The organism is Streptomyces sp. NPDC021356, assembly GCF_040641015.1.
Taxonomy (GTDB): Bacteria; Actinomycetota; Actinomycetes; order Streptomycetales; family Streptomycetaceae; genus Streptomyces.
In genome coordinates this window covers 1-23720 of sequence record NZ_JBFACU010000025.1, presented here as the reverse complement: position 1 = coordinate 23720, position 23720 = coordinate 1, and the positions used below count along the sequence as shown (strand labels likewise).

21 protein-coding genes are annotated in these 23720 nt (G+C 72.2%); 15 read left to right on the top strand and 6 right to left on the bottom strand.

Translation table 11 applies throughout. From position 1 onward, the window contains the following. Positions 1 to 158 precede the first annotated feature (158 nt). The 5 genes from AB0G56_RS28900 to AB0G56_RS28880 all read left to right on the top strand — a co-directional run bounded on the left by AB0G56_RS28900 (position 159) and on the right by AB0G56_RS28880 (position 4710). Positions 159 to 1034 (top strand): alpha/beta hydrolase, encoded by an 876-nt coding sequence (locus tag AB0G56_RS28900; RefSeq protein WP_360974850.1) that lies wholly within the window; start codon positions 159 to 161, stop codon positions 1032 to 1034. 17 nt (positions 1035 to 1051) lie between these two features. Continuing rightward, the gene (locus AB0G56_RS28895) at positions 1052 to 1603 is read left to right on the top strand and encodes a GNAT family N-acetyltransferase (protein WP_360974847.1); all 552 of its coding nucleotides are present in this window, start codon (positions 1052 to 1054) and stop codon (positions 1601 to 1603) included. A gap of 299 nt (positions 1604 to 1902) precedes the next feature. Further along, positions 1903 to 2034: a hypothetical protein gene (locus tag AB0G56_RS28890; protein ID WP_360974607.1), complete on the top strand. Its 132-nt coding sequence runs from the start codon at positions 1903 to 1905 to the stop codon at positions 2032 to 2034. 91 nt (positions 2035 to 2125) lie between these two features. Beyond that, positions 2126 to 3169 (top strand): 3-isopropylmalate dehydrogenase, encoded by a 1044-nt coding sequence (locus tag AB0G56_RS28885; protein WP_360974604.1) that lies wholly within the window; start codon positions 2126 to 2128, stop codon positions 3167 to 3169. A gap of 452 nt (positions 3170 to 3621) precedes the next feature. Continuing rightward, positions 3622 to 4710 carry a branched-chain amino acid aminotransferase gene (locus AB0G56_RS28880; RefSeq protein WP_360974601.1) on the top strand — a complete coding sequence of 363 codons (1089 nt, stop codon included), beginning with the start codon at positions 3622 to 3624 and terminating at the stop codon, positions 4708 to 4710. 248 nt (positions 4711 to 4958) lie between these two features. Here AB0G56_RS28880 and AB0G56_RS28875 read toward each other — a convergent pair whose 3' ends face one another. Beyond that, the gene (locus AB0G56_RS28875) at positions 4959 to 6404 is read right to left on the bottom strand and encodes a cytosine permease (RefSeq protein WP_360974598.1); all 1446 of its coding nucleotides are present in this window, start codon (positions 6402 to 6404) and stop codon (positions 4959 to 4961) included. 180 nt (positions 6405 to 6584) lie between these two features. On the opposite strand from AB0G56_RS28875, the gene ureA reads away from it, so the two are divergent. The 6 genes from ureA to cimA all read left to right on the top strand — a co-directional run bounded on the left by ureA (position 6585) and on the right by cimA (position 13977). Next, the gene (gene ureA / locus AB0G56_RS28870; RefSeq protein WP_360974595.1) at positions 6585 to 7283 is read left to right on the top strand and encodes an urease subunit gamma; all 699 of its coding nucleotides are present in this window, start codon (positions 6585 to 6587) and stop codon (positions 7281 to 7283) included. Beyond that, positions 7280 to 9004 (top strand): urease subunit alpha, encoded by a 1725-nt coding sequence (locus AB0G56_RS28865; RefSeq protein ID WP_360974592.1) that lies wholly within the window; start codon positions 7280 to 7282, stop codon positions 9002 to 9004. The genes ureA and AB0G56_RS28865 overlap by 4 nt, the downstream gene beginning before the upstream one ends. A gap of 13 nt (positions 9005 to 9017) precedes the next feature. Further along, entirely contained in the window at positions 9018 to 10058 is a 1041-nt protein-coding gene (locus AB0G56_RS28860; protein ID WP_360974589.1) for an agmatine deiminase family protein, read from the top strand. Between the two features lie 18 nt (positions 10059 to 10076). Continuing rightward, complete coding sequence (locus AB0G56_RS28855) at positions 10077 to 10679, top strand: TetR/AcrR family transcriptional regulator (protein WP_360974586.1); 603 nt, start codon at positions 10077 to 10079, stop codon at positions 10677 to 10679. Between the two features lie 110 nt (positions 10680 to 10789). Next, complete coding sequence (locus tag AB0G56_RS28850; protein WP_360974583.1) at positions 10790 to 12088, top strand: MFS transporter; 1299 nt, start codon at positions 10790 to 10792, stop codon at positions 12086 to 12088. A gap of 284 nt (positions 12089 to 12372) precedes the next feature. Then, positions 12373 to 13977, top strand: a complete 1605-nt coding sequence (cimA, locus tag AB0G56_RS28845) for a citramalate synthase (RefSeq protein WP_360974580.1) — start codon at positions 12373 to 12375, stop codon at positions 13975 to 13977. A 16-nt stretch (positions 13978 to 13993) separates the two neighbouring features. Here cimA and AB0G56_RS28840 read toward each other — a convergent pair whose 3' ends face one another. Continuing rightward, positions 13994 to 14611, bottom strand: coding sequence for a GPP34 family phosphoprotein (locus tag AB0G56_RS28840; protein ID WP_360974577.1), 618 nt, complete (start codon positions 14609 to 14611; stop codon positions 13994 to 13996). A gap of 90 nt (positions 14612 to 14701) precedes the next feature. On the opposite strand from AB0G56_RS28840, the gene AB0G56_RS28835 reads away from it, so the two are divergent. After that, positions 14702 to 16087: a hypothetical protein gene (locus tag AB0G56_RS28835; protein ID WP_360974574.1), complete on the top strand. Its 1386-nt coding sequence runs from the start codon at positions 14702 to 14704 to the stop codon at positions 16085 to 16087. A 1-nt stretch (position 16088) separates the two neighbouring features. Here the strand turns inward: AB0G56_RS28835 and AB0G56_RS28830 are convergent, their stop codons facing one another. Beyond that, on the bottom strand, positions 16089 to 16328 hold the full coding sequence (locus AB0G56_RS28830; RefSeq protein ID WP_360974571.1) for a DUF397 domain-containing protein: 240 nt from the start codon (positions 16326 to 16328) through the stop codon (positions 16089 to 16091). Further along, positions 16325 to 17146 (bottom strand): helix-turn-helix transcriptional regulator, encoded by an 822-nt coding sequence (locus AB0G56_RS28825; RefSeq protein ID WP_360974568.1) that lies wholly within the window; start codon positions 17144 to 17146, stop codon positions 16325 to 16327. The genes AB0G56_RS28830 and AB0G56_RS28825 overlap by 4 nt, the downstream gene beginning before the upstream one ends. Positions 17147 to 17258: 112 nt before the next feature. On the opposite strand from AB0G56_RS28825, the gene AB0G56_RS28820 reads away from it, so the two are divergent. After that, entirely contained in the window at positions 17259 to 17675 is a 417-nt protein-coding gene (locus AB0G56_RS28820) for an ATP-binding protein (RefSeq protein WP_360974565.1), read from the top strand. Positions 17676 to 17679: 4 nt separating this feature from the next. Here the strand turns inward: AB0G56_RS28820 and AB0G56_RS28815 are convergent, their stop codons facing one another. Both AB0G56_RS28815 and AB0G56_RS28810 read right to left on the bottom strand, forming a co-directional pair. Continuing rightward, positions 17680 to 19326 carry a sigma-70 family RNA polymerase sigma factor gene (locus AB0G56_RS28815; protein WP_360974562.1) on the bottom strand — a complete coding sequence of 549 codons (1647 nt, stop codon included), beginning with the start codon at positions 19324 to 19326 and terminating at the stop codon, positions 17680 to 17682. Between the two features lie 145 nt (positions 19327 to 19471). Then, on the bottom strand, positions 19472 to 20086 hold the full coding sequence (locus AB0G56_RS28810; RefSeq protein WP_360974559.1) for a YceI family protein: 615 nt from the start codon (positions 20084 to 20086) through the stop codon (positions 19472 to 19474). A gap of 268 nt (positions 20087 to 20354) precedes the next feature. On the opposite strand from AB0G56_RS28810, the gene AB0G56_RS28805 reads away from it, so the two are divergent. Next, positions 20355 to 20879 carry a hypothetical protein gene (locus AB0G56_RS28805; protein WP_360974844.1) on the top strand — a complete coding sequence of 175 codons (525 nt, stop codon included), beginning with the start codon at positions 20355 to 20357 and terminating at the stop codon, positions 20877 to 20879. Between the two features lie 109 nt (positions 20880 to 20988). Beyond that, positions 20989 to 23418, top strand: coding sequence for a polysaccharide lyase 8 family protein (locus AB0G56_RS28800; protein WP_360974556.1), 2430 nt, complete (start codon positions 20989 to 20991; stop codon positions 23416 to 23418). The last annotated feature ends 302 nt before the right edge of the window (positions 23419 to 23720 follow it).

Genomic DNA, 23720 nt, shown 5'->3' with positions numbered 1-23720 from the left:
GTGTCGCCGGGCAGACTGTCGTCATGACCTCGACGCGGACGAACGAGACGCCCGAGACACCCCCGGCCCCCGAGACACAGCGGGCGCAACAGGCGCAACAGAGGCAACAGGCGCCACAACAGGCGCCACAGGCACACGAGTCCCGGCGGACGCCCCTGATGCACGACCGGGCGGCACCCCCGCCGGGCGAGCAGGTGAGCGCGGACGACGGCGTCCGGCTCTGGGCGGCCCGCGGCGGGCAGGGGGACACCCCGCTGGTGCTGTGCCACGGCGGCCCCGGCCTGTGGGACATGTTCGAGGACGTCGCGGACCTGCTCGCCGACCGGGCCACCGTCGTCCGGTGGGACCAGCGCGGCTGCGGGCGCTCCGAGCCGTGCGACGGGCCCTGGACGAGCGAGCGGTTCACGGCCGACCTGGACGCCGTCCGCGCGCACTTCGGCTTCCCGCGCGTCGCCCTGCTCGGCCACTCCTGGGGCGCCCAGCTCGCGCTCGGCTACGCCCTCGCCCACCCCGAACGGGTGAGCGCCCTGGTGTACGTGTCCGGCACGGGCATCGGTCCCGACAGCGAGTGGCACCCCGCCTTCCGGGAGAACTTCCGCACCCGGCTCGCCGAGGACCCCGCCCGCCTCGCCCGCTGGCACGAACTGGCCGGCCGCACCTCCCTCACGGCCGAGGAGCGACGGGAGTCCGCGGTGCTGCGGTGGTCCGTCGAGTTCGAGGACCGGGAGCGGGCCATGGAGCACGCCCGGCGCATGGCCGACCCCTGGTTCGGGGTCAACGAGGCCTGCACCAACGCTCTCAACGCGGAGCGCGCGCGGCGGTGGGGCACACCGGAGCTGCACACCGCCTGCCGCGGACTCGACCGGCCCGTGGTGATCGTCGACGGAGAGCACGACATCCGCCCCCGCTCGGCCGTGGACTCCCTGGAGCGGGCCCTGCCCCGGGTGCGCCGGGTGGTCCTGCCCGGCGCCGGGCACATGCCCTGGACGGAACAGCCCGCGGGCTTTCGCGACGCGGTGGCGGTGGCCCTGTGAGCGGCGGTCCGCACGGCATGGCGCCCGGGGCCGGGGCCCGGCTGCGCACCGCCCACACGTCCGCCCTCACCCCGGCCGAGCTGCGGTCCGCGCGTGCTCTGCTGGACGACGCCTTCGAGGGCGACTTCAGCGACCACGACTGGGACCACTCCCTGGGCGGCATGCACGCCCTGGTGCGCGACGGGCACGGGCTCGCCGCGCACGGCTCGGTCGTCATGCGGCGGGTCCGGCTGGGCGGGCGCTGGCTGCGCACCGGGTACGTGGAGGCCGTCGCCGTGCGCCGGGACGTCCGGCGCGCCGGACTGGGCACGCTCGTCATGGGCGCCCTGGAGGAGGTCATCACCCGCGCCTACGACCTCGGCGCCCTCTCGGCCAGCGACGACGGCGCCCTGCTCTACGGGGCCCGCGGCTGGCGGGCGTGGTGCGGGCCGATCCACGCGCTCGGCCCGGCCGGCGCGGTCCGGCTGCCCGGGGAGGAGGGGTCCACCTATGTGTGGCCCGCGCCCGCCGCCGCGACCGACCCCACGGCCGAACTGCTCTTCGACTGGCGCGACGGGGACGTCCTCTGAGCTTCCCTCCACCAAACCGGTGGGGATCTCCGCAGGTCACGGCCGTACGGGTGGCGCAGGTCCGCCGTACGGCCGAGGCCGCCGTCTCAGATAGTAGGAAGTCCGAGTAATTGTGCAGACAGCCGCGCGCTCCTGGCCTAGTTTTGTAGGAGCCGAACGTCTCGCTCGATCAAGCGAACGGCGGTAGTGAGCCGGGCCCCGAGCAGGTCACCCCTGCGGCCCTCGCTCCCCGCCCCTTCCGGCGTCCGCGTCCCCTCAACCCAGGCACTCCCACGTCTTCTCGAAGGAGTCGATCCCCCATGGCCGAGACGACCGTCCGCCGCCGGGTCCGCCACGTCTCCCGCGCCGGCGAGTCCGACCGCAAGAACGCCGCCGCAGCCCTCCAGCGCGCCCTCGACCGCAGGGACAACGGCGGGCAGACCGGCCACTGAGCCGCCCTGCCCGTCCGTGTGCCCCCACCGGGTCGTGTCCACATATCGGACGCTCCATGTCATCTCTCGGGACGAGGGGTAGGGTGCCGACATGTCTCGCAGCATCGATCTCGCAGTGATCCCCGGTGACGGCATCGGCCAGGAAGTGGTGGCCGAGGGGCTGAAGGTCCTGGCCGCCGCGCTCCCGCAGGATGTGAAGCTGGAGACCAAGGAGTACGACTTCGGCGCCCGGCGCTACCACGCCACCGGTGAGACCCTCACCGACGCCGACCTCGACGCCCTGAAGGCCCACGACGCCATCCTGCTCGGCGCGATCGGCGACCCGTCGGTGCCCTCCGGTGTGCTGGAGCGGGGCTTCCTGCTCAAGCTCCGCTTCGCCTTCGACCACCACGTCAACCTGCGCCCGAGCAAGCTGCTCCCGGGCGTCGCCACCCCGCTCGCCGGCGACCCGCAGATCGACTTCGTCGTCGTCCGCGAGGGCACGGAAGGCCCGTACACCGGCAACGGCGGCACGATCCGCAAGGGCACCGAGCACGAGGTCGCCACCGAGGTCTCCGTGAACACGGCCTACGGTGTCGAGCGCGTGGTCCGCGACGCCTTCGCCCGCGCCCAGGCCCGCCCGCGCAAGAAGCTCACGCTCGTCCACAAGAACAACGTCCTGACCTTCGCCGGTCACCTGTGGACGAACATCTTCAACCAGGTGGCCGAGGAGTACCCCGAGGTCACCACCGAGTACATCCACGTCGACGCGGCGACCATCTACCTGGTCACCCAGCCCGAACGGTTCGACGTCATCGTCACCGACAACCTCTTCGGCGACATCATCACCGACCTCGCCGCGGCCGTCTCCGGCGGCATCGGCGTCGCGGCCTCGGGCAACATCAACCCGAGCCGCCGGTTCCCGTCCATGTTCGAGCCGGTCCACGGCTCGGCCCCGGACATCGCGGGCCAGGGCAAGGCCGACCCCACCGCCACGGTGCTCTCGGTCGCCCTGCTGCTGCGCCACCTCGGCTACGACGCCGAGGCGACCCGGATCGAGGATGCCGTCTCCGCCGACCTCGCGGAGCGCGGCTCGCTGCCCGAGCGCACCACCGCCGAGATCGGCGACGCGCTCGCCGTACGAGTAGCCGGCTGACCCTCCCCCAGAGCCTGAAGAGCCTGGGGGGACCCCCAGGCCACTCGAATCACTTCGAAGCCGTCGGGTCGCACACCGGGCACCCGGCGGCTTCCCCCTGTCCGCCGCCGGGTGCCACCATCGGATCCTGGGGCCCTTCTGATGGGTCTCCGCGGCGTCGCGACGCCCGGCACGCCCTCTCGCCGCACCGCGCGAGAGCCCGAGTAGCCCCGCTACGAGGGCTCCCACGCGGCACGCCGAGAGCACGCACCGAACGCCGAGCTCCTTCTCCCGCGGAGATCCACCAGAAGGACCCTGCCGCCTCCACCCCGTTTCCTGACGCCGCAGCCCGCGCGCGATAATCGAACGCGGAGCCGCGACATGAGGGAATGCTCGGTCGTCCTAGCACCGGCCACGGGCCGTGCGGGCGTGAGCGCGGCCCGTCACAACAACTCGGTGAAGGACACTCACTCATGACGACGCCCACGATCGAGCTCAAGCCCTCGGCCAACCCGCTCTCCGCAGCCGAGCGCGAGGCGCTCCTGGCCAACCCCGGGTTCGGCCGCCACTTCACCGACCACATGGTGACGATCCGGTGGACCGAGGGCCGGGGCTGGCACGACGGTCAGCTCGTTCCGTACGCGCCGATCCCCCTGGACCCGGCCACGACCGTCCTGCACTACGCCCAGGAGATCTTCGAGGGCCTGAAGGCCTACCGCCAGCCCGACGGCTCGGTCGCCACCTTCCGCCCCGAGAAGAACGCCCAGCGCTTCCAGGCCTCCTCACGCCGGCTGGCCATGCCCGAGCTGCCGGTCGAGACCTTCATCGAGGCCTGTGACGTCCTGGTCCAGCAGGACAAGGAGTGGGTGCCGGCGCACGGCGGCGAGGAGTCCCTCTACCTGCGGCCGTTCATGATCGCCACCGAGGTGGGCCTGGGCGTCAAGCCCGCCAACGAGTACCTGTTCATCGTGATCGCCTCCCCGGCCGGGGCGTACTTCCCCGGCGGCGTGAAGCCCGTCTCCATCTGGGCCTCCGAGGACCGGGTCCGGGCCGTCCCCGGCGGCATGGGCGACGCCAAGACCGGCGGCAACTACGCCGCCTCCCTGCTCGCCCAGGCCGAGGCCGCCGCGGAGGGCTGCGACCAGGTCTGCTACCTCGACGCCGTGGAGCACAAGTGGGTCGAGGAGCTGGGCGGCATGAACCTGTACTTCGTGTACGGGGACAAGATCGTCACACCCGTCCTCAGCGGCTCGATCCTGGAGGGCGTCACGCGCGACTCGCTCCTCACCGTCGCCCGTGACCTCGGCTACGAGGCCGAGGAGGCCCGGGTCTCCGTCGACCAGTGGCAGCGCGACTCCGAGAACGGCACGCTGACCGAGGTCTTCGCCTGCGGCACGGCCGCCGTGATCACCCCCGTCGGCACGGTCAAGCGTGCGAACGCCCAGTGGCAGCAGTCGGGCGGCGAGCCCGGCGAGGTCACCATGCGGCTGCGCCGGGCCCTGCTCGACATCCAGCGGGGCGTCACCGAGGACAAGCACGGCTGGATGCACCGGCTCGGCTGAGCCGAAGGACCTTAGCGCTGCGACCGGAAAGGTTCACCGGCTCGCGACGCCCGGCACGGCTCCCCCAAGCTCTTCGAGCAGGGGGGACCCCCAGCCGCGTTGTCGCATCACCCGAGTACATCCAGTACGCGGGTGATGCTCCGCCTCGCGATGCTCCCCCACTGCCTGAAGGGCGTGGGAGGCACCCCCAGCACCGGACGCCGCGAGCTTCCCGGCAAACCTTTCCGGCCACAGCACACCAAGCACTACTAGCGCTCCCCGCTCGTGACCAGGGCCGCCGTGGACTTGTCGTCCGCGGCGGCCCCGGTGTCCTCCCGGCCGGCCGCCGTCAGCAGCAGGTACACCACGCCGCCCGCCGCGCCCGACAGCAGGAAGCTGCAGTCCACCCCGCCGGTCAGGTGCAGCAGCGGCCCCTGGTAGGAGGGCAGCGAGACCGCGAGCAGGCCGACTCCGGCGCCCACGGCCCAGGACGCGGTTGCCTTGACGTTCCAGCCGGCCCGGTACCAGTAGACGCCGCCGTGCGAGCGGCGGTTGAAGACCTGGAGGGCGTCGGCGTCGTAGACCCCGCGGCAGCGGACGAAGCCGATCAGAGTGATGACCGCCCACGGGGTGCCGATCGCGGTGAGCAGCAGCACGAAGGAGGTCATCGCCGACTGCGCGTTCCAGGCGTAGTGGCCGATGAAGACGCAGACCGTGGCGATGACGGCGACCGTGAAGGTGGCGCGGGCGCGGGAGGCGCGCGGCAGGATCGCGTCCAGGTCCAGGCCCATCGAGTACAGCATCAGCCCCGCGTTGCCCACCGATCCGGCGGAGGCGGCGAGCAGCAGCGGGACCAGGTACCAGGTGGGCGAGGCGTCCACCAGCGGTCCGGCGTAGTCCAGGGCGGCCCGGGCACCGTACGCCGTGAAGGTGCCGAAGAGCTGCGGGACCAGCAGGCCGAGGACCAGTCCGAGCCAGGTGGCGTGCAGCACCCGGCGGGGGGAGTGGTGGCGCGGGGAGATGTAGCGGGTGTAGTCGCCGAGCAGGGTGATGAAGGCGATCGGGCCGGACAGCCCGGCGGCCACGGCGGCGAGGAACCAGGTCGGCCAGAATCCGCCCAGCAGATAGCCGCCGGCCTCCGGCAGCGCGGCGGTGGTGAAGTGCGGGGCGTAGGCGAACACGCCGAGGACCAGCAGTGCCGTCATGCCGACCGACAGCACGCGGGACATGGTGAGCAGCACCCGGTAGCCGTAGACCGCGCCCGCGACGGTGGCCGCGGCGAGCAGTGTGTAGACGACGGCGTACGACACGGAGCCGGCCGTGAGGCCGAACAGCCGGTGCAGGACGCTCACCATCACGTCCCCGCCGATCCACACGGTCAGCGCGGTGTAGCCGAGGGCGAGCAGCAGTCCGACCACCGAGCCGACCAGCCGTCCGCGCACGCCGAACTGGGCGCCGGAGGAGGTGGACAGGTTGGTGGCGGTGCGCAGCGAGACCAGCGCCAGCGGGGCGGTGAACAGCGTGCCCACCGCCGTCCCGGCGGCCACCGCGCTGACCGACGCCCACCAGCCGAGCCCGAACGAGGGCGGCAGCCAGCCGAAGATGATCACGCCGAGGCACAGATTGGATCCGAGCAGGATCGACACCAGATCGCGCGGGCCGCTGGTGCGTTCCTGATCCGGGATGGTGTCGACACCGCGCTGTTCGATCGGCATGGCCGGGTCTCCTTCGACTACCGCCTGCGGGGGGTGCGGGTTGGGGGAGGGTCAGAGGGAAGCAGGTTAGAGCGACGTTCAATGTGACGGGACCGGTGTGGTGCAGTCAACCTTTCGTTTCTGTGAATTTCGCGTTTAGAGTGTTGCTCTAAAGTGCGAGAGGCAAGGAGGTGCCGAGGCGTGAGACTGACTCCCACCGAACGTGACCGGCTGCTGCTCTTCACGGCCGCCGAGCTGGCCCGCGCCCGCCGGGCCCGCGGGCTGCGGCTGAACGTGCCGGAGGCCACCGCCCTGATCGCCGACACGGTGTGCGAGGCCGCCCGCGACGGCGCCCGCCTCGCCGAGGCGATCGAGCGCGCCCGTACGGTGCTCGGACCGGACGACGTCCTGCCGGGCGTCGCCGACGTGGTCACCGAGGTCCACGTGGAGGCCGTCTTCGACGACGGCTCACGGCTCGCGATCGTCACCGACCCGATCGCCGGCGGAAGTCAGGGCGAGGCGGCGCCGGGCGCGCTGCTGCCGGGCCCCCGGCACGAGGACCCGGAACCGGCCGTGTGCCTGCCGGTCACCAACACCGCCGCCGTGCCCGTCTCCGTCACCTCCCACTTCCACTTCTTCGAGGCCAACCCGCGCCTGGACTTCGACCGCGCCGCCGCCTACGGCATGCGGCTCGCCGTGCCCGCCGGGTCGTCGGTGCGGTTCGGGCCGGGCGAGAGCGCCGAGGTCGGCCTCGTACCGATCGGCGGCGCGCGGGTCGCGATCGGCTTCGCCGGACTGGTCGACGGTCCCCTGGACGCGCCCGGCGCCAAGGAGGAGGCCCTGCGCCGGGCCGCCGCCTGCGGCTATCTGGGCATCACACCGGAAGGAGACGTCCGATGAGCCGCTCCAAGGGACGCGAGGTGAGCCGGGCGATCCACGTCGACCCGCACGCCTACGCCGCCACCCACGGCCCCCGCGCGGGCGACCGCATCCGCCTCGGCGACTCCGGTCTCGTCGTGCGCGTCGAGTCCGACGCGCAGAAGTACGGCGACGAGTTCCTCGCCGGTTTCGGCAAGACCGCCCGCGACGGCCTGCACCTCAAGGCCGCCGCCGTCCGCGAGACCTGCGACGTCGTCATCAGCAACGTCGTCGTCATCGACGCGGCCCAGGGCATCCGCAAGGTGTCCATCGGCATCCGCGAGGGCCGGATCAGCGCCGTCGGACGGGCCGGGAACCCCGACACCCTCGACGGCGTCGACGTCGTCGTCGGCACCGGCACGACCATCGTGTCCGGCGAGGGCCTGATCGCCACCGCCGGTGCCGTCGACACCCACGTCCACCTGCTGTCGCCGCGCATCATGGAGGCCTCGCTCGCCTCCGGTGTGACCACGATCATCGGCCAGGAGTTCGGCCCGGTGTGGGGCGTCGGGGTCAACTCGCCGTGGGCGCTCAAGCACGCGTTCGACGCCTTCGACGCCTGGCCGGTCAACATCGGCTTCCTGGGCCGGGGCTCGTCCTCGCACGACGCCCCGCTCATCGAGGCGCTGGCCGAGGGCGGCGCCTGCGGTTTCAAGGTGCACGAGGACATGGGCGCCCACACCCGCGCCCTGGACACCGCCCTGCGTGTCGCCGAGGAGCACGACGTCCAGGTCGCCCTGCACAGCGACGGCCTGAACGAGTGCCTGTCGGTCGAGGACACCCTCCGTGTCCTGGAGGGCCGCACCATCCACGCCTTCCACATCGAGGGCTGCGGCGGCGGACACGTCCCCAACGTCCTGAAGATGGCCGGCGTCCCCAACGTCATCGGTTCCTCCACCAACCCCACCCTGCCCTTCGGCCGGGACGCGGTCGCCGAGCACTACGGCATGATCGTCTCCGTCCATGACCTGAAGACCGACCTGCCCGGTGACGCCGCCATGGCCCGCGACCGCATCCGCGCCGGCACGATGGGCGCCGAGGACGTGCTGCACGACCTGGGCGCGATCGGCATCACCTCCTCCGACGCGCAGGGCATGGGCCGCGCGGGCGAGACCGTGCGCCGCACCTTCGCGATGGCCGGGAAGATGAAGGCCGAGCTGGGCCCGGCCGACGGCGACGGCCCCGACGACGACAACGCCCGCGTGCTGCGCTACATCGCCAAGCTGACCGTCAACCCCGCCATCGCGCACGGACTCTCGCACGAGGTCGGCTCGATCGAGGCGGGCAAGCTGGCCGACATCGTGCTGTGGCGCCCGGAGTACTTCGGCGCCAAACCGCAGCTCGTCCTCAAGTCCGGCTTCCCGGCCTACGGCGTGACCGGCGACCCGAACGCCGCGACCGACACCTGCGAACCCCTCGTCCTGGGACCGCAGTTCGGCGCGCACGGCGCCACCCCCGCAGACATCTCCGTGGCGTTCGTCGCCCGGGCCGCACTCGAACAGGGCAACGACACGATGCCCACCCGCAGGCGCCGCGTCGCCGTCCGCGGCACCCGCGGCATCGGCCCCGCCGACCTGCGGCTCAACTCCCGCACCGGAGCGGTCGACGTCGACCAGCGCACCGGCCTGGTCACCCTCGACGGCGACCCGCTGCGCTCCGAGCCCGCCGACTCCGTCTCCCTCAACCGCCTGTACTTCCTCTAAGGACCCCTCACTCATGACCACCCCCGCCGCCGACGGCTTCCGCATGCCCGCCGAGTGGGCGCCGCACGAGCGCACCTGGATGGCCTGGCCGGGCGCCAACCCGACCTTCGACACCCCCGACGACCTCGCCGCCTCCCGTGCCGCCTGGGCGGCGGTCGCCCGCGCGGTCCGCCGCTTCGAACCGGTCACCGTGGTCTGCGGTCCCGGCCGGTCGGCCGACGCCCGCGCCCTCCTCGGCGACGGCGTCGACACCGTCGAGCGGGACCTCGACGACGCCTGGATGCGCGACATCGGCCCCACCTTCCTCACCGACGGCAACGGCCGGCTCGCCGCCGCCGACTGGACGTTCAACGGCTGGGGCGCCCAGGACTGGGCCCGCTGGGAGCACGACGCGAAGATCGGCGCGTTCGTCGCGGACCTCGCGGGCGCGAAGACGTACGCCTCGAAGCTGGTGAACGAGGGCGGCGCGATCCACGTCGACGGCGAGGGCACCGTCCTGCTGACCGAGACCGTCCAGCTCGGCCCCGAGCGCAACCCGCACTGGTCGAGGGAGGAGGTCGAGGCCGAGATCCACGCCCACCTCGGCACCCGTAAGGCGATCTGGCTGCCGCGCGGCCTCACCGGCGACTACCCTCCCCACGGCTACGGCACCCTCGGCCACGTCGACATCGTCGCCGCCTTCGCCCGCCCCGGCGTCGTCGTCGCCCACCACCAGCCCGACCCCGCCCACCCGGACCACGAGGTCACCCGGGAGGTCATCGGCATCCTCAAGTCGTCCACCGACGCGCACGGCCGCCCCCTGGAGGTCGTGGAGGTGCCCGCGCCCACCGTCCTGGAGGCCGACGGCCACTGGGCCGACTACTCCTACATCAACCACTACCTCTGCAACGACGGCGTCGTCCTGTGCGGCTTCGACGACCCGCGCGACGAGATCGCCGCCGGCATCTTCCGCCGTCTCTTCCCCGAGCGGACGGTGACCCTGGTGGACGCGCGTACGATCTTCGCGGGCGGGGGCGGTATCCACTGCATCACCCAGCAGCAGCCGAAGGTCTGACACGTACAGGAGCAGCAGATGGCCGATGCGGCACGGGCGCGCAGGAACGCGCCGCCCCGCGAGGAGGTCCTCGCCGCCGCCATGGAGATGATCGCCGAGCGCGGTCTGGAGAAACTCACCATGGCGGCGCTCGGCCGCGAGGTCGGCATGAGCAGCGGCCATCTGCTCTACTACTTCGGCTCCAAGGACGAGTTGCTGCTGCGCACCCTGGAGTGGAGCGAGAGCCGGCTCGGCGCCGAACGCGGCCGGCTGCTGGCCCGCGGCGTCTCCGCCCGCGAGCGCCTGGACGCCTACGTCGGCCTGTACGTGCCCGACGGCCACCGCGACCCCCACTGGACGCTGTGGCTGGAGGTCTGGAACCGCTCGCTGACCGCCGACGAGGACGGCCGCGAGCGGCAGGCGGCCATCGAGGGAGCCTGGCACCGCGACCTGGCCGCCCTCGTCGCCGAGGGCGTCTCGCGCGGCGAGTTCCGGCCCGTCGACGCCGACCGCTTCGCCACCCGGCTGCGCGCCCTCCTCGACGGCTTCGCCATCCACGTGGCGATCGGCCTGCGCGGCACCGACCGGGAGCGGGTGCTCGGCCACGTACGGGACTTCCTGGACGAGTCCCTGAACCGGTAGGCCGCTTCCACTGCTTCCACCGCTTCCACCGCTTCCCCCGCTCCCGCCCGTTGGGCCGGCCGTGTACCGGCCCATGCGTCGGCCGCGTCCCGGCGGGGCAATGAGGGCTCATGGGACGAGAGCACTGGAAGAAGATCTGGATCGGTTCGGCCGGCAACATGGTGGAGTGGTACGACTGGTTCGTCTACGCCAGCTTCGCCACCTACTTCGCCGGGGCGTTCTTCCCGCACGGGAACCCGACCGCCCAGATGATGAACACCGCGGGCATCTTCGCGGTCGGTTTCTTCATGCGGCCGGTGGGCGGCTGGCTGCTCGGTCGCGTCGGCGACCGCCGGGGCCGCAAGGCGGCGCTGACCCTGACCGTCACCCTGATGTCCGCCTCCGCCGTCCTCATCGCCGTCGCGCCCACCTACGGGGTGGCCGGGTACGGGGGCGCGCTGGTGCTGCTCCTCGCCCGGCTCCTCCAGGGGCTGTCGGTCGGCGGCGAGTACGCGGCGAGCGCCACCTACCTCACCGAGGCGTCCGATCCGCGCCGGCGCGGGTTCGCCTCCAGCTTCCAGTACGTGTCGATGACCGCCGGCCAGATCGTCGGCCTCGGCCTGCAGATCCTGCTCCAGCGCACCATGTCCGACGACGCGCTGCACAGCTACGGCTGGCGCATCCCGTTCGTGGTGGGCGCGCTCGGCGCCGCCGTCATCTTCTACCTGCGGCGCAGCATGCTGGAGACCGACGTGTACGAGGCCGACGACAGCGGTGAGGAGCGCGGCACGCTGCGCGCCCTGTGGCGGCACAAGCGGGAGGCGCTGCTGGTGATGGCCCTGACCATGGGCGGCACGGTGGCGTACTACACGTACACCACCTACCTCACCAAGTACCTGTCCAACTCCGCGGGCCTGCCCAAGCGGACCGCGACCCTGGTCTCCTTCACCGCGCTGATCGTCTTCGCCTGCCTCCAGCCGCTGGCGGGCCGGCTCTCCGACCGCATCGGCCGCCGCCCGCTGCTGATCACCTTCGCGGTCGGCTCGACCTTCCTGACCGTGCCGATCATGACGCTGCTCCAGCACGCGGGCAGCTACTGGCCGGCGCTCGGCCTCTCCCTGCTCGCGCTGGTCGTGGTCACCGGCTACACCTCGATCAACGCCTGTGTGAAGGCCGAGCTGTTCCCCACGGGCGTGCGCGCGCTCGGCGTGGCCCTGCCGTACGCCCTCGCCAACGCCCTGTTCGGCGGGACGGCGGAATACGTCGCCCTGTGGTTCAAGAACGCCGGGGCCGAGTCCGGGTTCTTCTGGTACGTGGCGGCGTGCGCGGCCGTGTCCCTGGTGGTGTACATCAGCATGCGGGAGACCCGCGACCTGGACCTGACCCGGGTGAAGAACGCCGAGGCGTCCACGCTGACGCCCGCATCCTGAGACATCGGTGAGTACGGGGGCAGGACTGTGCCAGACTGCTCCCGTGCTCTCGTTCGCCATGATTATTGGCAGCAGGCGCGCCGGTCCGCAGTGACCGTCACGTACGACCAGGTACGGGCGGCCACCGTCGTCCTCGACCCGCGCGCAGACCTCTCGCACCCGCGAGGGGTCTTTCGTTTTCCCGGCCCACCTTCAGCCGGGGACGGGGCGCGCGGGAGGATTGGGGGGACGGTGGAGCCGGTCATTCCGGTACGACCGAGATCCCACATCAGGAGCCTTGAGACATGTCCGAAACCAGCCGGCTGGACGATTCGTTCCACGTCTTCGACACCACCCTGCGCGACGGCGCCCAGCGGGAGGGCATCAACCTCACCGTCGCCGACAAGCTGGCCATCGCCCGCCACCTGGACGACTTCGGTGTGGGGTTCATCGAAGGCGGCTGGCCCGGCGCCAACCCGCGGGACACCGAGTTCTTCGCCCGCGCCCGGGACGAGATCGACTTCCGCAACGCCCGGCTGGTCGCCTTCGGCGCCACCCGCAGGGCCGGCGCCAGGGCCGCGGACGACCCCCAGGTCAAGGCGCTCCTGGACTCGGGCGCCGACGTGATCACCCTGGTCGCCAAGTCCCACGACCGGCACGTGGAGCTGGCGCTGCGCACCACCCTGGAGGAGAACCTGGAGATGGTCCGCGACACCGTCTCCCACCTGCGCTCGAAGGGCCGCCGCGTCTTCGTCGACTGCGAGCACTTCTTCGACGGGTACCGCGCCAACCCCGAGTACGCCAAGGCGGTCGTCCGGGCCGCGTCCGAGGCCGGCGCGGACGTCGTCGTCCTGTGCGACACCAACGGCGGCATGCTCCCCGCCCAGGTCCACGCGGTCGTCGCCACCGTCCTCGCCGACACCGGCGCCCGGCTCGGCATCCACGCCCAGGACGACACCGGCTGCGCCGTCGCCAACACCCTGGCCGCCGTCGACGCCGGCGCCACCCACGTGCAGTGCACGGCCAACGGCTACGGCGAACGCGTCGGCAACGCCAACCTCTTCCCCGTCGTCGCCGCCCTGGAACTCAAGTACGGCAAGCAGGTGCTCCCCGAGGGCCGGCTGCGCGAGATGACCCGCATCTCCCACGCCATCGCCGAGGTCGTCAACCTCACCCCCTCCACCCACCAGCCCTACGTCGGCCTCTCCGCCTTCGCCCACAAGGCCGGCCTGCACGCCTCCGCCATCAAGGTCGACCCCGACCTGTACCAGCACATCGACCCCGAGCAGGTCGGCAACACCATGCGCATGCTGGTCTCCGACATGGCCGGGCGCGCCTCCATCGAGCTGAAGGGCAAGGAGCTCGGCATCGACCTCGGCGGCGACCGCGAGCTGGTCGGCCGGGTCGTCGAGCGCGTCAAGGAGCGCGAACTCAAGGGCTACACCTACGAAGCCGCCGACGCGAGCTTCGAACTCCTGCTGCGCGGGGAGGTCGAGGGCCGCCCGCTGAAGTACTTCGACGTGGAGTCCTGGCGGGCCATCGTGGAGGACCGCCCCGACGGCACCCACGCCAACGAGGCCACGGTCAAGCTGTGGGCCAAGAAGGAGCGCATCGTCGCCACCGCCGAGGGCAACGGCCCGGTCAACGCCCTCGACCGTGCGCTGCGCGTCGCCCTGGAGAAGATCTACCCCCAGCTGGGCTCCCTCGAACTGGTCGACTACAAGGTCCGCATCCTGGAGGGCAGGCACGGCACCTCCTCCACCACCCGGGTCCTCATCTCCACCTCGGACGGCAAGGGCGAGTGGTCCACGGTCGGCGTCGCCGAGAACGTCATCGCCGCGTCCTGGCAGGCCCTGGAGGACGCGTACACGTACGGCCTGCTGCGGGCCGGCGTGGACCCGGCGGCGTAAGTCCGGGCCCGCGCGGTCACGGCGAGCGCCAGATGTTGTCGAAGGCCGCGTCCTCGACGCGCCGCCGCTGCCGTACGGCCTCCAGCTCGGTCACCGCGTCGGCGACGGCGGCCACCACGGTGACCACCGCGTCGTCGTCGGGCTCGGCGGGCGGCTCCGCGCCCGCCGCCTCCGGCTCGATGCCGAGGGCGGCGGCCAGCGCGACGAGGACGGGTTCACGGGCGGTCCACCGACCGGCCGCCGCCTGCCGGGCGGCCGAAGGGGCGCCGCCCGCCGCACCGGCAGCCGGCCGTCCGGGCCGCCACCGGTGCCGGCTCCCGCCGGGATGCTCCTCCGCGTCCAGTGCGGCGCCGTAGGACGCCGCCAGGCCGTCTCCTCGGCGCCACAGCCAGTCCTCGACGCTCTCGTACGGCGCCTCACCGACGAGCGCGGCCCCCGCCGCGTCCAGGAGCCGGTCGTCCGTGACCGTGCGCAGGCCGGGCCGGATCCGGTCACCGTCCAGGAAGGCGGCCCCGCCCGCGAGCAGGTCGACCAGTTCGGCCCCGGCGAGGGCCAGCGACAGATCGCCCTGCTCGACGGGACGGTCACCGGGCACGTCCAGGGTGACGTACAGCAGATCGCGCGGTGTGCTCATGCCGGGCTCCCGATCGGGCGTCGGACAGGACGAGACAGGACAGTACGGGACGAGACAACCTGATTGTCACATTTCGGGTAGCTTCGAACCATGAAGGCCGTCGCCCCGCCCCTGGCCCCTGTCAGACTGCTGGCAGCGCTGACCGTGGCCGTCCTGGTCGCCCTGTCCCTCCTGGTGACCGGCGTCCCGCGTGCCGAGGCGGCGACCAGTATCTCGACGATCGCGCAGGCCCTGCGCAAGAGCCCCGTCTACGTCGACCCGGCCGCCACCGCCCAGCTCCCGGCCGCCGACGCCGACGCGCTCGCCCGCACGATCAAGAACGCGGACAAGCCCCTCTTCATCACCGTCCTCCCGGCCGGCTACCCCACCCAGAACCTCTTCACCGACCTGCGCACGGCCACCGGCATCACCGGCGCCTACGCCGTCCGCCTCGGCGACCGCTTCGACGCCCGCGCCGACGCCGCGGCGCTGCCGCGCACCGCCGTGCAGAACCTGGTCACCAGCGTCCAGGGCGAGAGCGCCGCCACCCAGCTCAAGGACTTCACCGACCGCGCCCTGGCGAACATGCGCGGCTCGGCCCCCTCCACCTGGGGCACCTCGGGCCGCGCCACCGGCATGTCCAGCACCGCGCTGATCACCGCGGCGGCGGTCCTGGTTGCGGGCGGCATCGGCGCGTACACCCTGGTGCGGCGCTCCGCCCGCCGCCGGGAGACGGAGCAGCGGGCCGCGCTGGAGAAGCTGCGGGTCGTCGTCGACGAGGACATCACCGCCTTCGGCGAGGAACTCGACCGCCTGGACTTCCACCCGGCCGAGCCCGGCGCCGACGACGCCATGCGCGCCGACTACGAACGCGCGCTGGACGCCTATGAACAGGCCAAGCAGTCCATGGCCGCGGCCCGGCGGCCCGAGGACGTCCGCGCGGTCACCCAGGCCCTGGAGGACGGACGCTTCTCCCTCGCCCAGCTCGCCGCCCGCCGCGAGGGCCGCCCGCTGCCCGAGCGCCGCCCGCCCTGCTTCTTCGACCCCCGCCACGGCCCCTCGGTCACCGACGCCGACTGGACCCCGCCGGGCGGAGCAGCGCGCCGGGTCCCGGTCTGCGCCGCCGACGCCACCCGGCTGGCCGACGGCCGCGACCCGGTGATCCGCGAGGTCGACACCGCCCAGGGCCGCCGCCCCTACTGGGACGCGGGCCCCGCCTACGGCCCCTGGGCAGGCGGCTACTTCGGCGGCGGCATCCTCCCCGGCCTCCTCGTCGGCACCGTCCTGGGCAGCATGATGTCCACCCCGGCCTACGCCGCCGACTACGGCTACGCCGACCCGGGCTTCGGCGGTTACGACGGCGGCGACGTCTCGGGCGCCGACTTCGACCCCGGCGACTTCGGCGGCGGCTTCGGCGACGGGGGCGACTTCGGCGGCGGCGGGGACTTCGGCGGGGGTGGCGGAGGAGGGGGCGGGGACTTCGGGGGCGGGTTCTGACCTACGCCTCGCGGGTACGGCCGACGAAGGCGGCCCAGGTCGCCGGGGAGACGGTGAGGACGGGGCCGACGGGGGCGGCCTTGGAGTCACGGATGTGGACGGCGGCGGTGTGAGTGGCGACCTCTACGCAGTTACCGCCCTCGCTGCCGCTGTAGCTGGACTTGCGCCAGTCGTAGGAGACTTCGAGGCAGTCACCACCCTCGCTGCCGCTGTAGCTGGACTTGAACCACGCGGTCGTCATGACGCTCCTAGCAGTCCGTTCAAGAGGCGCACGCTCTCGTCGGGTGAGAGCGACTGTGACCGCAGCATCGCATATTTGTGGTGGTAGTCGCAGACCTCTTCGGGGTCGTCGATTAGGAAGCTGGCGCGCTGTACCTCCAAGTAGACGAGACGCTCGTGCTCGGGGGTCTCCAGCAACACCAGCGGACCGTCGAGGCAGGCGTGCGGGGTCCGGTCCTCGGGCATGATCTGGAAGCTCATGTTGGTCGGATCGGTGTAAGCCAGGATCTGGCGGATCTGCTCGCGCATCACTTCGGAGCCGCCCACTTGCCGCCGCAGGATGCTCTCCTCCAGCACGAAATGGCCAACGGGCGGCCGTTCGCGTTGCCAGATCAACTGCCGGTCCATGCGGGTGTCCACCCACTGTTCGGCCGCCTCGCTCCCCAGTGCCGGATAGCGGTAATCGAAAACGGCTCGGCAGTAGTCCCTGGTCTGGAGCAGACCCGGCACCGCAAGGCTCTGGTACGAGTAGATGCTCACCGCCTCCTGCTCGTGATCCACCAGCCCCTGAGCGAACTGCACGATCCGGTCCCGTACCGGCAGGCGTGCCACCAGCACCGCCAACGCCCCGCCCGTGTCGAGCAGTTCGTCGAACTGTTCCGCCCGGTCCGGCTGGAGTGCCAACCGGCCCTGCTCGATCGATCCGACGGTGTCGACATGGACGCTGGCGGCCTCGGCGAACTGCTCCTGGGTCATCCGGGCCCGCCTGCGGTAGTGGGCGACCAGTGAACCGACGGCCTGCCAGGTCCCGACTTTCCTGCTCTTCTTCCCCGAGTGCATGGCCGGTCCTTTCCCCCGTACACGTGCGAAGTGGCCCGAGTGGCGTCGTAGCAATGAGCGGTACGACCTCACTCGTTGGTCCACTGTAGTCACACACAGTGACACTCGTCTCATGAACGTGGAAGCCCAACCCCCTTTGACGCGTGCGGCGTTCTTCCGGAAGGACCGCAGGTCGGTGCGGCTCGCACGCGAGTTCGTGCGTGCCGCGCTGGCCGACTGGGCGCTGACCGCACGCGGCGACGACGTACTGCTGTGCGTGAGCGAGCTGGCCACCAACGCGCTGCTGCACGGCGTACCGCCCGGACGCGGTTTCGCCGTGCTCCTGATGCTGCACGCGGGCAGCGTCCTGCGGGTCGAGGTGCACGACAGCGGGGGCGGTGAGGTGCGGGAGCCGGAGGCGTCGGCGGAGTCGGAGCACGGCAGGGGGCTGCTGCTGGTCGCCGCGCTCGCCGACAAGTGGGGCGTGGAGGAGCGGTCGCCCGGCAAGATCGTGTGGGCAGAGTTCGGATGCCGGGGGTGCCCTGCCTGACCGCCTACATCCTCGCCCCGAAGTCCTGTGTCCACCACGGTCCGCCGGAGCCCTTGTGGACGCCCACGCCGATGTCCTTGAAGGAGCAGTTGAGGATGTTGGCGCGGTGGCCGGGGCTGTGCATCCAGGAGTCCATCACGGAGGCGGGGGTCTGCTGCCCCCTGGCTATGTTCTCGCCGTAGGTGGACCAGCGGTAACCGGCGGCGGTGATGCGGTCGCCAGGGTCCTTGCCGTCCGGGTTGGTGTGGTCGAAGAAGCCGCGCGCGGCCATGTCGTCGGAGTGGCCCTGGGCGGCGGCGTCGAGCTGCGGGACCTCGGCGAGGGGGCCGCAACCGGCCTTCGCACGCTCCTTGTTGACCAGTGCGACGACCTGCGCCACGGTGCCCGCCGGAACGGGCGGCGCCGGATGCGTGGCGGGTGCGGTACGGGTCGGCCGGGGCGGCTGCTTCGGCGCGGGCGGGGGCGTACTCCGGTGCGTACGGGGGCTTTTGGACGGGCTCGGGCTCTTCGGCGGTGACGCCGATGCGGAGGGGGAGGGGGACGCCGAGGGGGTCGCGGTGGGGGAACCGGCGGGGCGGGTCGCGGGCGCGGCGAGGTCCGTGACGGGCGTGACCGGTGTCCGTGCCGCCGTATCGCCCTCGTCCGGGCCAGTGCCCGGGCCGCCGCCGAAGTACCAGAGGCCGGCGCCCGCCACACAGGCGGCCACGGCCGCCACACCCGCCGCCCGCCGCCGGACGCGACGGCGGCGGCGGGCCGCGTCACGTGCGGCGGCCCGGCCGCCGGACCGGGCGGGGGCGGAGGTCGCTGCCGGTCCGAGCGCGGACGCGGAGCCCGCGGGCGTGCCGTCGAAGGCGGGGCGTATGCGCGACAGCAGGGCGACCGGCACCGGGACGAGTGCGAGCCCGGCCAGCAGCCCCTCCGCCGGCATCAGGCCGCTCCACAGGCCCGCGCAGTGCACGCACGCGCGCGCGTGCCGGGCTATGCGCTTGCGCCACAGCGCGGAGGGGTGGCCGTCCCAGCCCGCGGCCAGGACGCCGTTCAGCTCCGCGCAGCGCGGCCGGGAGTCGAGCGCCCGTACGACCACCCGGGCGGCCTCCAGTTGCGCCTTCATCCGCTGGACGCGGACCGCAGTGTGCTGCGGCGACAGCCTCAGCGCCTCGGCGACCTCCGCGCGGGTCAGCTCCCCGGCGCACTCCAGCCACCACAGCGACAGCAGTGCCCGGTCGTCGGGCTCCAGCCAGCGGGTGGCCCGTGCGGTCTCCTGCCGCTGGCCGGACAGTTGCAGGCGGACCATGGTCAGGTCCACGAAGTCGCCGCCCGGGTCGGCGACCTCGCCCGCGTCCTCCACGGAGTGCGGGGCGGCCTGCCGGTCCTGCCAGTGCGCGCGGACCCGGTTCATCGCGATCGCCACCAGCCAGGAGCGGAAGCTCGCGGGGTCGCGCAGCCCGTCCAGCCCGTCCAGGGCGCGCAGCATGGTGTCCTGCACGACGTCGTCGACGTCCACGGAACCGTTCAGCGCACGGCCCACGATGTTGTAGACCAGCGGCAGGTACGCGCCGACCAGGGCGTCCTGGGCCGCCGGATCGCCCTCGCGGGCGGCGGTCACCAGGGCCACCAGGGCGGCCGGATCCACCGTGTGCTGTGTGCTCATACGAGAAGTTCCCTGTCCCTCGGCGTCGGTCGATGATGTCCGATGCCTGGGAGACCGGGGGAGGGGAACCGAATAACAGTTCCCCGCCAGGAAGTTCCCGTCAGTTCTCCGCGAGAAGGTTCCCCGAGGAGCGCTCAGCTTCCGTTCAGCCCTGCCGGATCGCCGAGATGTCGAAGTTCAGCTTGATCTTGTCGGAGATCAGGACGCCGCCCGTCTCCAGTGCCGCGTTCCAGGTCAGGCCCCACTCGGAGCGCAGGATCTCGGCCTTGCCCTCGAAGCCGACGCGCTCGTTGCCGAAGGGGTCCTTGGCGGCGCCGTTGAACTCCAGGTCGATGCTGAGCGGCTTGGTGACGCCGAGGATGGAGAGGTCGCCGGTGATGCGGTAGTCGTCGCCGCCCAGGGCCTCGGCCGCGGTGGAGCGGAAGGTCATCGCCGGGAACTCGTCGGTCCGGAAGAAGTCGGCGCTCTTCAGGTGCCCGTCGCGGTCCGCGTTGCCCGTGTCGATGCTCTCCATCGTGATGTCGAGCGTGGCCGTGGACTTCGACGGGTCGCCGCCGTCCAGGTGCAGGGTGCCGGTGAAGTCCGTGAACGTGCCCTTGACGTTGGTGACCATGGCGTGCCGTGCGACGAACCCGAGCGTGGTGTGGGCCGGGTCGATCGTGTAGTCGCCGGTCAGCGCGGCCGTCTCGGGCGCTGCGGCGGGGGCCGGGACGGAGGCGGTGGTGGTGTCGGTCTCGTTCTTGCGGCCGAAGATGCTCATGGCGTGCTCCTTGGGGACGGTGTCCGCTCGGCGTCAAGGGGGAACACCGAGGACGTTGAATGTTCAACTAGAACCAACGGAGACGACAGTAGACCCATTCCGTTCAACTTTCAACATCATTCGCGTCGCGTTTTCGGGCTCACTCACAGTGACCGCTACCGCCCTCTGGCGGACGCGCGTAGACCTCGGGCACCATCTGTCTGCACCACCTGCACAGCCGCCCCACAGGAAGCCCGGCCAACCGCAGGAAGGGGTCCCCATGAAGGTCATGAAGAAGGGCAACGCCACAAAGGTCACCAAGGCCCGAGCCGCCCTCACCGCGCTCGCCCTCGTCGTCGCCCCCGGCGTCGCCGTCCTCGGCACCGCGACCGACGCCTTCGCCGTCACCAAGATCAGCCATGCCACCGCGACCGGGATGTTCCGCCAGTCGGGCATCACCTGGTCCTCCTCCGGCAACTGCTCCGACCGCAACAACTCCACCTGCACGTCCTTCGACCAGCTCAACCTGCCCACCGCACAAGGCGCCCAGACCCTCAAGAGCGCCAGCCGCTGCGCGCTCAACATCACGGGCGGCACCGAGACCGGCCACGCCTCGGGCACCTACTCGCACTGGAACGGCTACAAGCTGGACTACGGAAAGAACACCTGCGTCACGTCGTACATCAAGAACACGTTCACCTACATCGGCCTGCGCGGCGACGGCGCCCCGCAGTACAAGTCCGGCTCCGGCAACATCTACGCCGACGAGGGCAATCACTGGGACGTCCTCTACTACAACTGCGGCGGCTGCTGAACCGGCAGACAGAGCCCGGTCCCGCGGACGGCAGCGGCGTACCGCACCGCCACCGCCCGCGGGACCAGGCACCGTTGACGGACTCCCCGCCCGCGACTAACCAGGCCCTATGACGAAGCACCAGCAAGGGACCCCCGCCCCCAGAGCCTTCGTACGACCCACCCGCCGCACGCTCCTCCTCACCGCGGCCCTCCTCGCGACCGCCGGCACCGCCCCCGCCACGGCACTCAGCACACCGGGCGCGTCCGCGGCGCCGGACGACGACCCCTACGACACCCTCCGCACCCGCTGGCTCACCATCGCCCTCGGCACCGGCTACGATCCCGCCGCCGAGCCCTACGCCTCCCGGCTCGCCGAGACCGGCCGGCTCGCCCGCGGTTTCCAGGCCACCATGGCCCCCGCCCCCACCTCCCTCTGGCCCGGCCTCCCCTTCGACCCGCCCTCCGGCATCACGGCCGCCTACAGCAGGCTGTGGACGATGGCCCAGGCCCACGTCCAGCCCGGCACCGGCTCCACCGGCGACCCCGCCCTCCTCGCGGACGTGCTGCGCGGCCTGGACCACCTCTCCGCCACCGTGTACAACCCCGCCACCACCCGCTACGGCAACTGGTGGGAGTGGCAGATCGGCAGCCCGCGCCTGCTCATGGACATCACGGCCGCCCTCCACGACCACCTCGGCGCCGCCCGGGTCGCCGCGGCCTGCGCGGCCGTCGACCACTTCGTCCCGGACGCCATGCTGCACGACTACTCCGGCACCTCCACCGGCGCCAACCGCGTCGACCTGTGCCGCAGCGTCGCCCTGCGCGGCATCCTCGGCCGGTCCCCGGAGAAGACCGCCCTGGCCCGCGACGCCCTCTCGCCCGTCTTCCCCTACGTCACCGCCGGCGACGGGCTCTACGCCGACGGGTCGTTCGTCCAGCACACCGACGTCGCGTACTCGGGCACGTACGGCCAGGTCATGCTCGACGGACTCGGCCGGCTCTTCGCGCTGCTGGCCGGATCGCCCTGGGAGGTCACCGACCCGAAGAGGCAGAACATCCTCGACAGCGTCGAGCGCGCCTACGCGCCGCTGATCCACGACGGACTCGTGATGGACAGCGTCAACGGCCGTGCGATCAGCCGCGGTTACCTCGCCGGCGACGACCGGCACGTCCTGCGCGGCGACCACTTCCACGGCCAGGGGCTGATCGCCGCCATCGCGCTGCTCGCCGACGGCGCGAGCCCGGCCGAGCGCGAACGCTGGCACGCGCGCGTGAAGGGCTGGATCGAACGGGACACCGTCACCCCCGCCCTGACCGCCCCCCAGCTCGACGTCGCCGACCTCGCCCGGCTGCACGCGGTCGCGGACTCGCCCGTGGCCGCCGCGCCCGAAGTGCCGGGCCACCACCTGTTCCCGGCCATGGACCGCGCCGTCCACCGCCGCCCCCGCTTCACCGCGAACGTCTCCATGGCCAGCGACCGCATCACGTACTACGAATGCGGCAACGGTGAGAACCCGCGCGGCTGGCACACGGGCGCCGGCATGCTCCTGTGGTGGGCGGCGGGCGAACCCACCGACCAGTACACCGACTGGTTCTGGCCGACCGTCGACTGGTACCGGCTGCCCGGCACCACCGTCTCCACCAGGCGCCTGGCCGACCGCGCGGGCGGCGAGTGGGGCGCTTCCCGCCCGGATGTGCGGTGGGTCGGCGGCACCACGGACGGCACGTACGCGGCCGTCGGACAGCACGTCAAGGGGCTCGGCTCCACCCTGGAAGCGCGCAAGTCCTGGTTCTGCGCCGACGACGCCGTCGTCTGCCTGACCGCCGGGATCACCTGCGCCGACGGCGTGCCCGTCGAGACCGTCGTCGACAACCGCAACCTGGGGGAGGGCGGCACCCAGGCCTTCGTACGCGGCGACGGCTGGGCCCACCTGGAGGGGCACGGCGGCTGGGTGCTCCCCGGCACCGGCACCGGTTCCGGTCACGGCCACGGCCCCGGCGGCCGGGAGCTGAACGTGCTGCGCGAGGACCGCACGGGTGCCTGGTCGGACATCAACACCACCAGCTCGCCCGAGCGGCGCACCCGGCGCTGGCAGACCCTCTGGTTCGACCACGGCACCGACCCTGCCGACGCCTCCTGCGTGTACGTCCTCCTGCCCGGCGCCTCCCGCCGGGCCGTCGCCGCGCGCGCCGCCGACCGGCACTGGATGACGGTCCTCGCCAACGACGCCGGCCGCCAGGGCGTCGCCGTGCCGTCCCTCGGCCTGCTCGCCGCCAACTTCTGGCGGGCCGGTACCGTGGGACCGCTCACCGCGTCGGGCGGCGCCAGTGTGCTGGTCCGGCGCCAGGGCCGGACCGCTACGCTCTGCGTGAGCGAGCCGCCCCGCACCGGCGAGCCGCTGGAGATCGGCTGGGACACCCGGGACCGTCCGGTGCGCCGCGTGCTGCGCCACGACGACACGGTCGAGGTGATCCGGCGAGGCGCCCATCTGGGTCTGCGTGTCACTCCGGGGAAGGCATGTGCCACCCACGAATGTGAGGTGGCTCTCGCCCCCTGAGTTTGTGTGACCTCTACAACGCCGATCCCCTCTGAGCAGTCGGAAAGGCTGCACGGCGCCCAGGTTCTGTTCAGGGGTACCAGGAAAACGGGCCGGAGACTGTACGGAGTCGACGGCTCGCTTTCCTTGGTGTCCTTCGTAAGGTCGCTACATGACCGTTTTGGAAGAGACGACGGGTGAGCCGACCGGCGAGCCGGCGGACGCGCGCGGCCGCGTCGCCGAGTTGCACGGGATCCGTGCGCAGGCGGTGGCGGGGCCGAGTGAGAAGGCGACCGCGGCTCAGCACGCGAAGGGCAAGCTGA

Bases quoted from the DNA above. Each gene is read 5' to 3' on its own strand.
- AB0G56_RS28900 (WP_360974850.1), top strand. From the start codon at position 159: ATGCACGACCGGGCGGCACCCCCGCCGGGCGAGCAGGTGAGCGCGGAC.
- AB0G56_RS28895 (WP_360974847.1), top strand. From the start codon at position 1,052: ATGGCGCCCGGGGCCGGGGCCCGGCTGCGCACCGCCCACACGTCCGCC.
- AB0G56_RS28890 (WP_360974607.1), top strand. From the start codon at position 1,903: ATGGCCGAGACGACCGTCCGCCGCCGGGTCCGCCACGTCTCCCGCGCC.
- AB0G56_RS28885 (WP_360974604.1), top strand. From the start codon at position 2,126: ATGTCTCGCAGCATCGATCTCGCAGTGATCCCCGGTGACGGCATCGGC.
- AB0G56_RS28880 (WP_360974601.1), top strand. From the start codon at position 3,622: ATGACGACGCCCACGATCGAGCTCAAGCCCTCGGCCAACCCGCTCTCC.
- AB0G56_RS28875 (WP_360974598.1), bottom strand. From the start codon at position 6,404: ATGCCGATCGAACAGCGCGGTGTCGACACCATCCCGGATCAGGAACGC.
- AB0G56_RS28865 (WP_360974592.1), top strand. From the start codon at position 7,280: ATGAGCCGCTCCAAGGGACGCGAGGTGAGCCGGGCGATCCACGTCGAC.
- AB0G56_RS28860 (WP_360974589.1), top strand. From the start codon at position 9,018: ATGACCACCCCCGCCGCCGACGGCTTCCGCATGCCCGCCGAGTGGGCG.
- AB0G56_RS28855 (WP_360974586.1), top strand. From the start codon at position 10,077: ATGGCCGATGCGGCACGGGCGCGCAGGAACGCGCCGCCCCGCGAGGAG.
- AB0G56_RS28850 (WP_360974583.1), top strand. From the start codon at position 10,790: ATGGGACGAGAGCACTGGAAGAAGATCTGGATCGGTTCGGCCGGCAAC.
- cimA (WP_360974580.1), top strand. From the start codon at position 12,373: ATGTCCGAAACCAGCCGGCTGGACGATTCGTTCCACGTCTTCGACACC.
- AB0G56_RS28840 (WP_360974577.1), bottom strand. From the start codon at position 14,611: ATGAGCACACCGCGCGATCTGCTGTACGTCACCCTGGACGTGCCCGGT.
- AB0G56_RS28835 (WP_360974574.1), top strand. From the start codon at position 14,702: ATGAAGGCCGTCGCCCCGCCCCTGGCCCCTGTCAGACTGCTGGCAGCG.
- AB0G56_RS28830 (WP_360974571.1), bottom strand. From the start codon at position 16,328: ATGACGACCGCGTGGTTCAAGTCCAGCTACAGCGGCAGCGAGGGTGGT.
- AB0G56_RS28825 (WP_360974568.1), bottom strand. From the start codon at position 17,146: ATGCACTCGGGGAAGAAGAGCAGGAAAGTCGGGACCTGGCAGGCCGTC.
- AB0G56_RS28820 (WP_360974565.1), top strand. From the start codon at position 17,259: ATGAACGTGGAAGCCCAACCCCCTTTGACGCGTGCGGCGTTCTTCCGG.
- AB0G56_RS28815 (WP_360974562.1), bottom strand. From the start codon at position 19,326: ATGAGCACACAGCACACGGTGGATCCGGCCGCCCTGGTGGCCCTGGTG.
- AB0G56_RS28810 (WP_360974559.1), bottom strand. From the start codon at position 20,086: ATGAGCATCTTCGGCCGCAAGAACGAGACCGACACCACCACCGCCTCC.
- AB0G56_RS28805 (WP_360974844.1), top strand. From the start codon at position 20,355: ATGAAGAAGGGCAACGCCACAAAGGTCACCAAGGCCCGAGCCGCCCTC.
- AB0G56_RS28800 (WP_360974556.1), top strand. From the start codon at position 20,989: ATGACGAAGCACCAGCAAGGGACCCCCGCCCCCAGAGCCTTCGTACGA.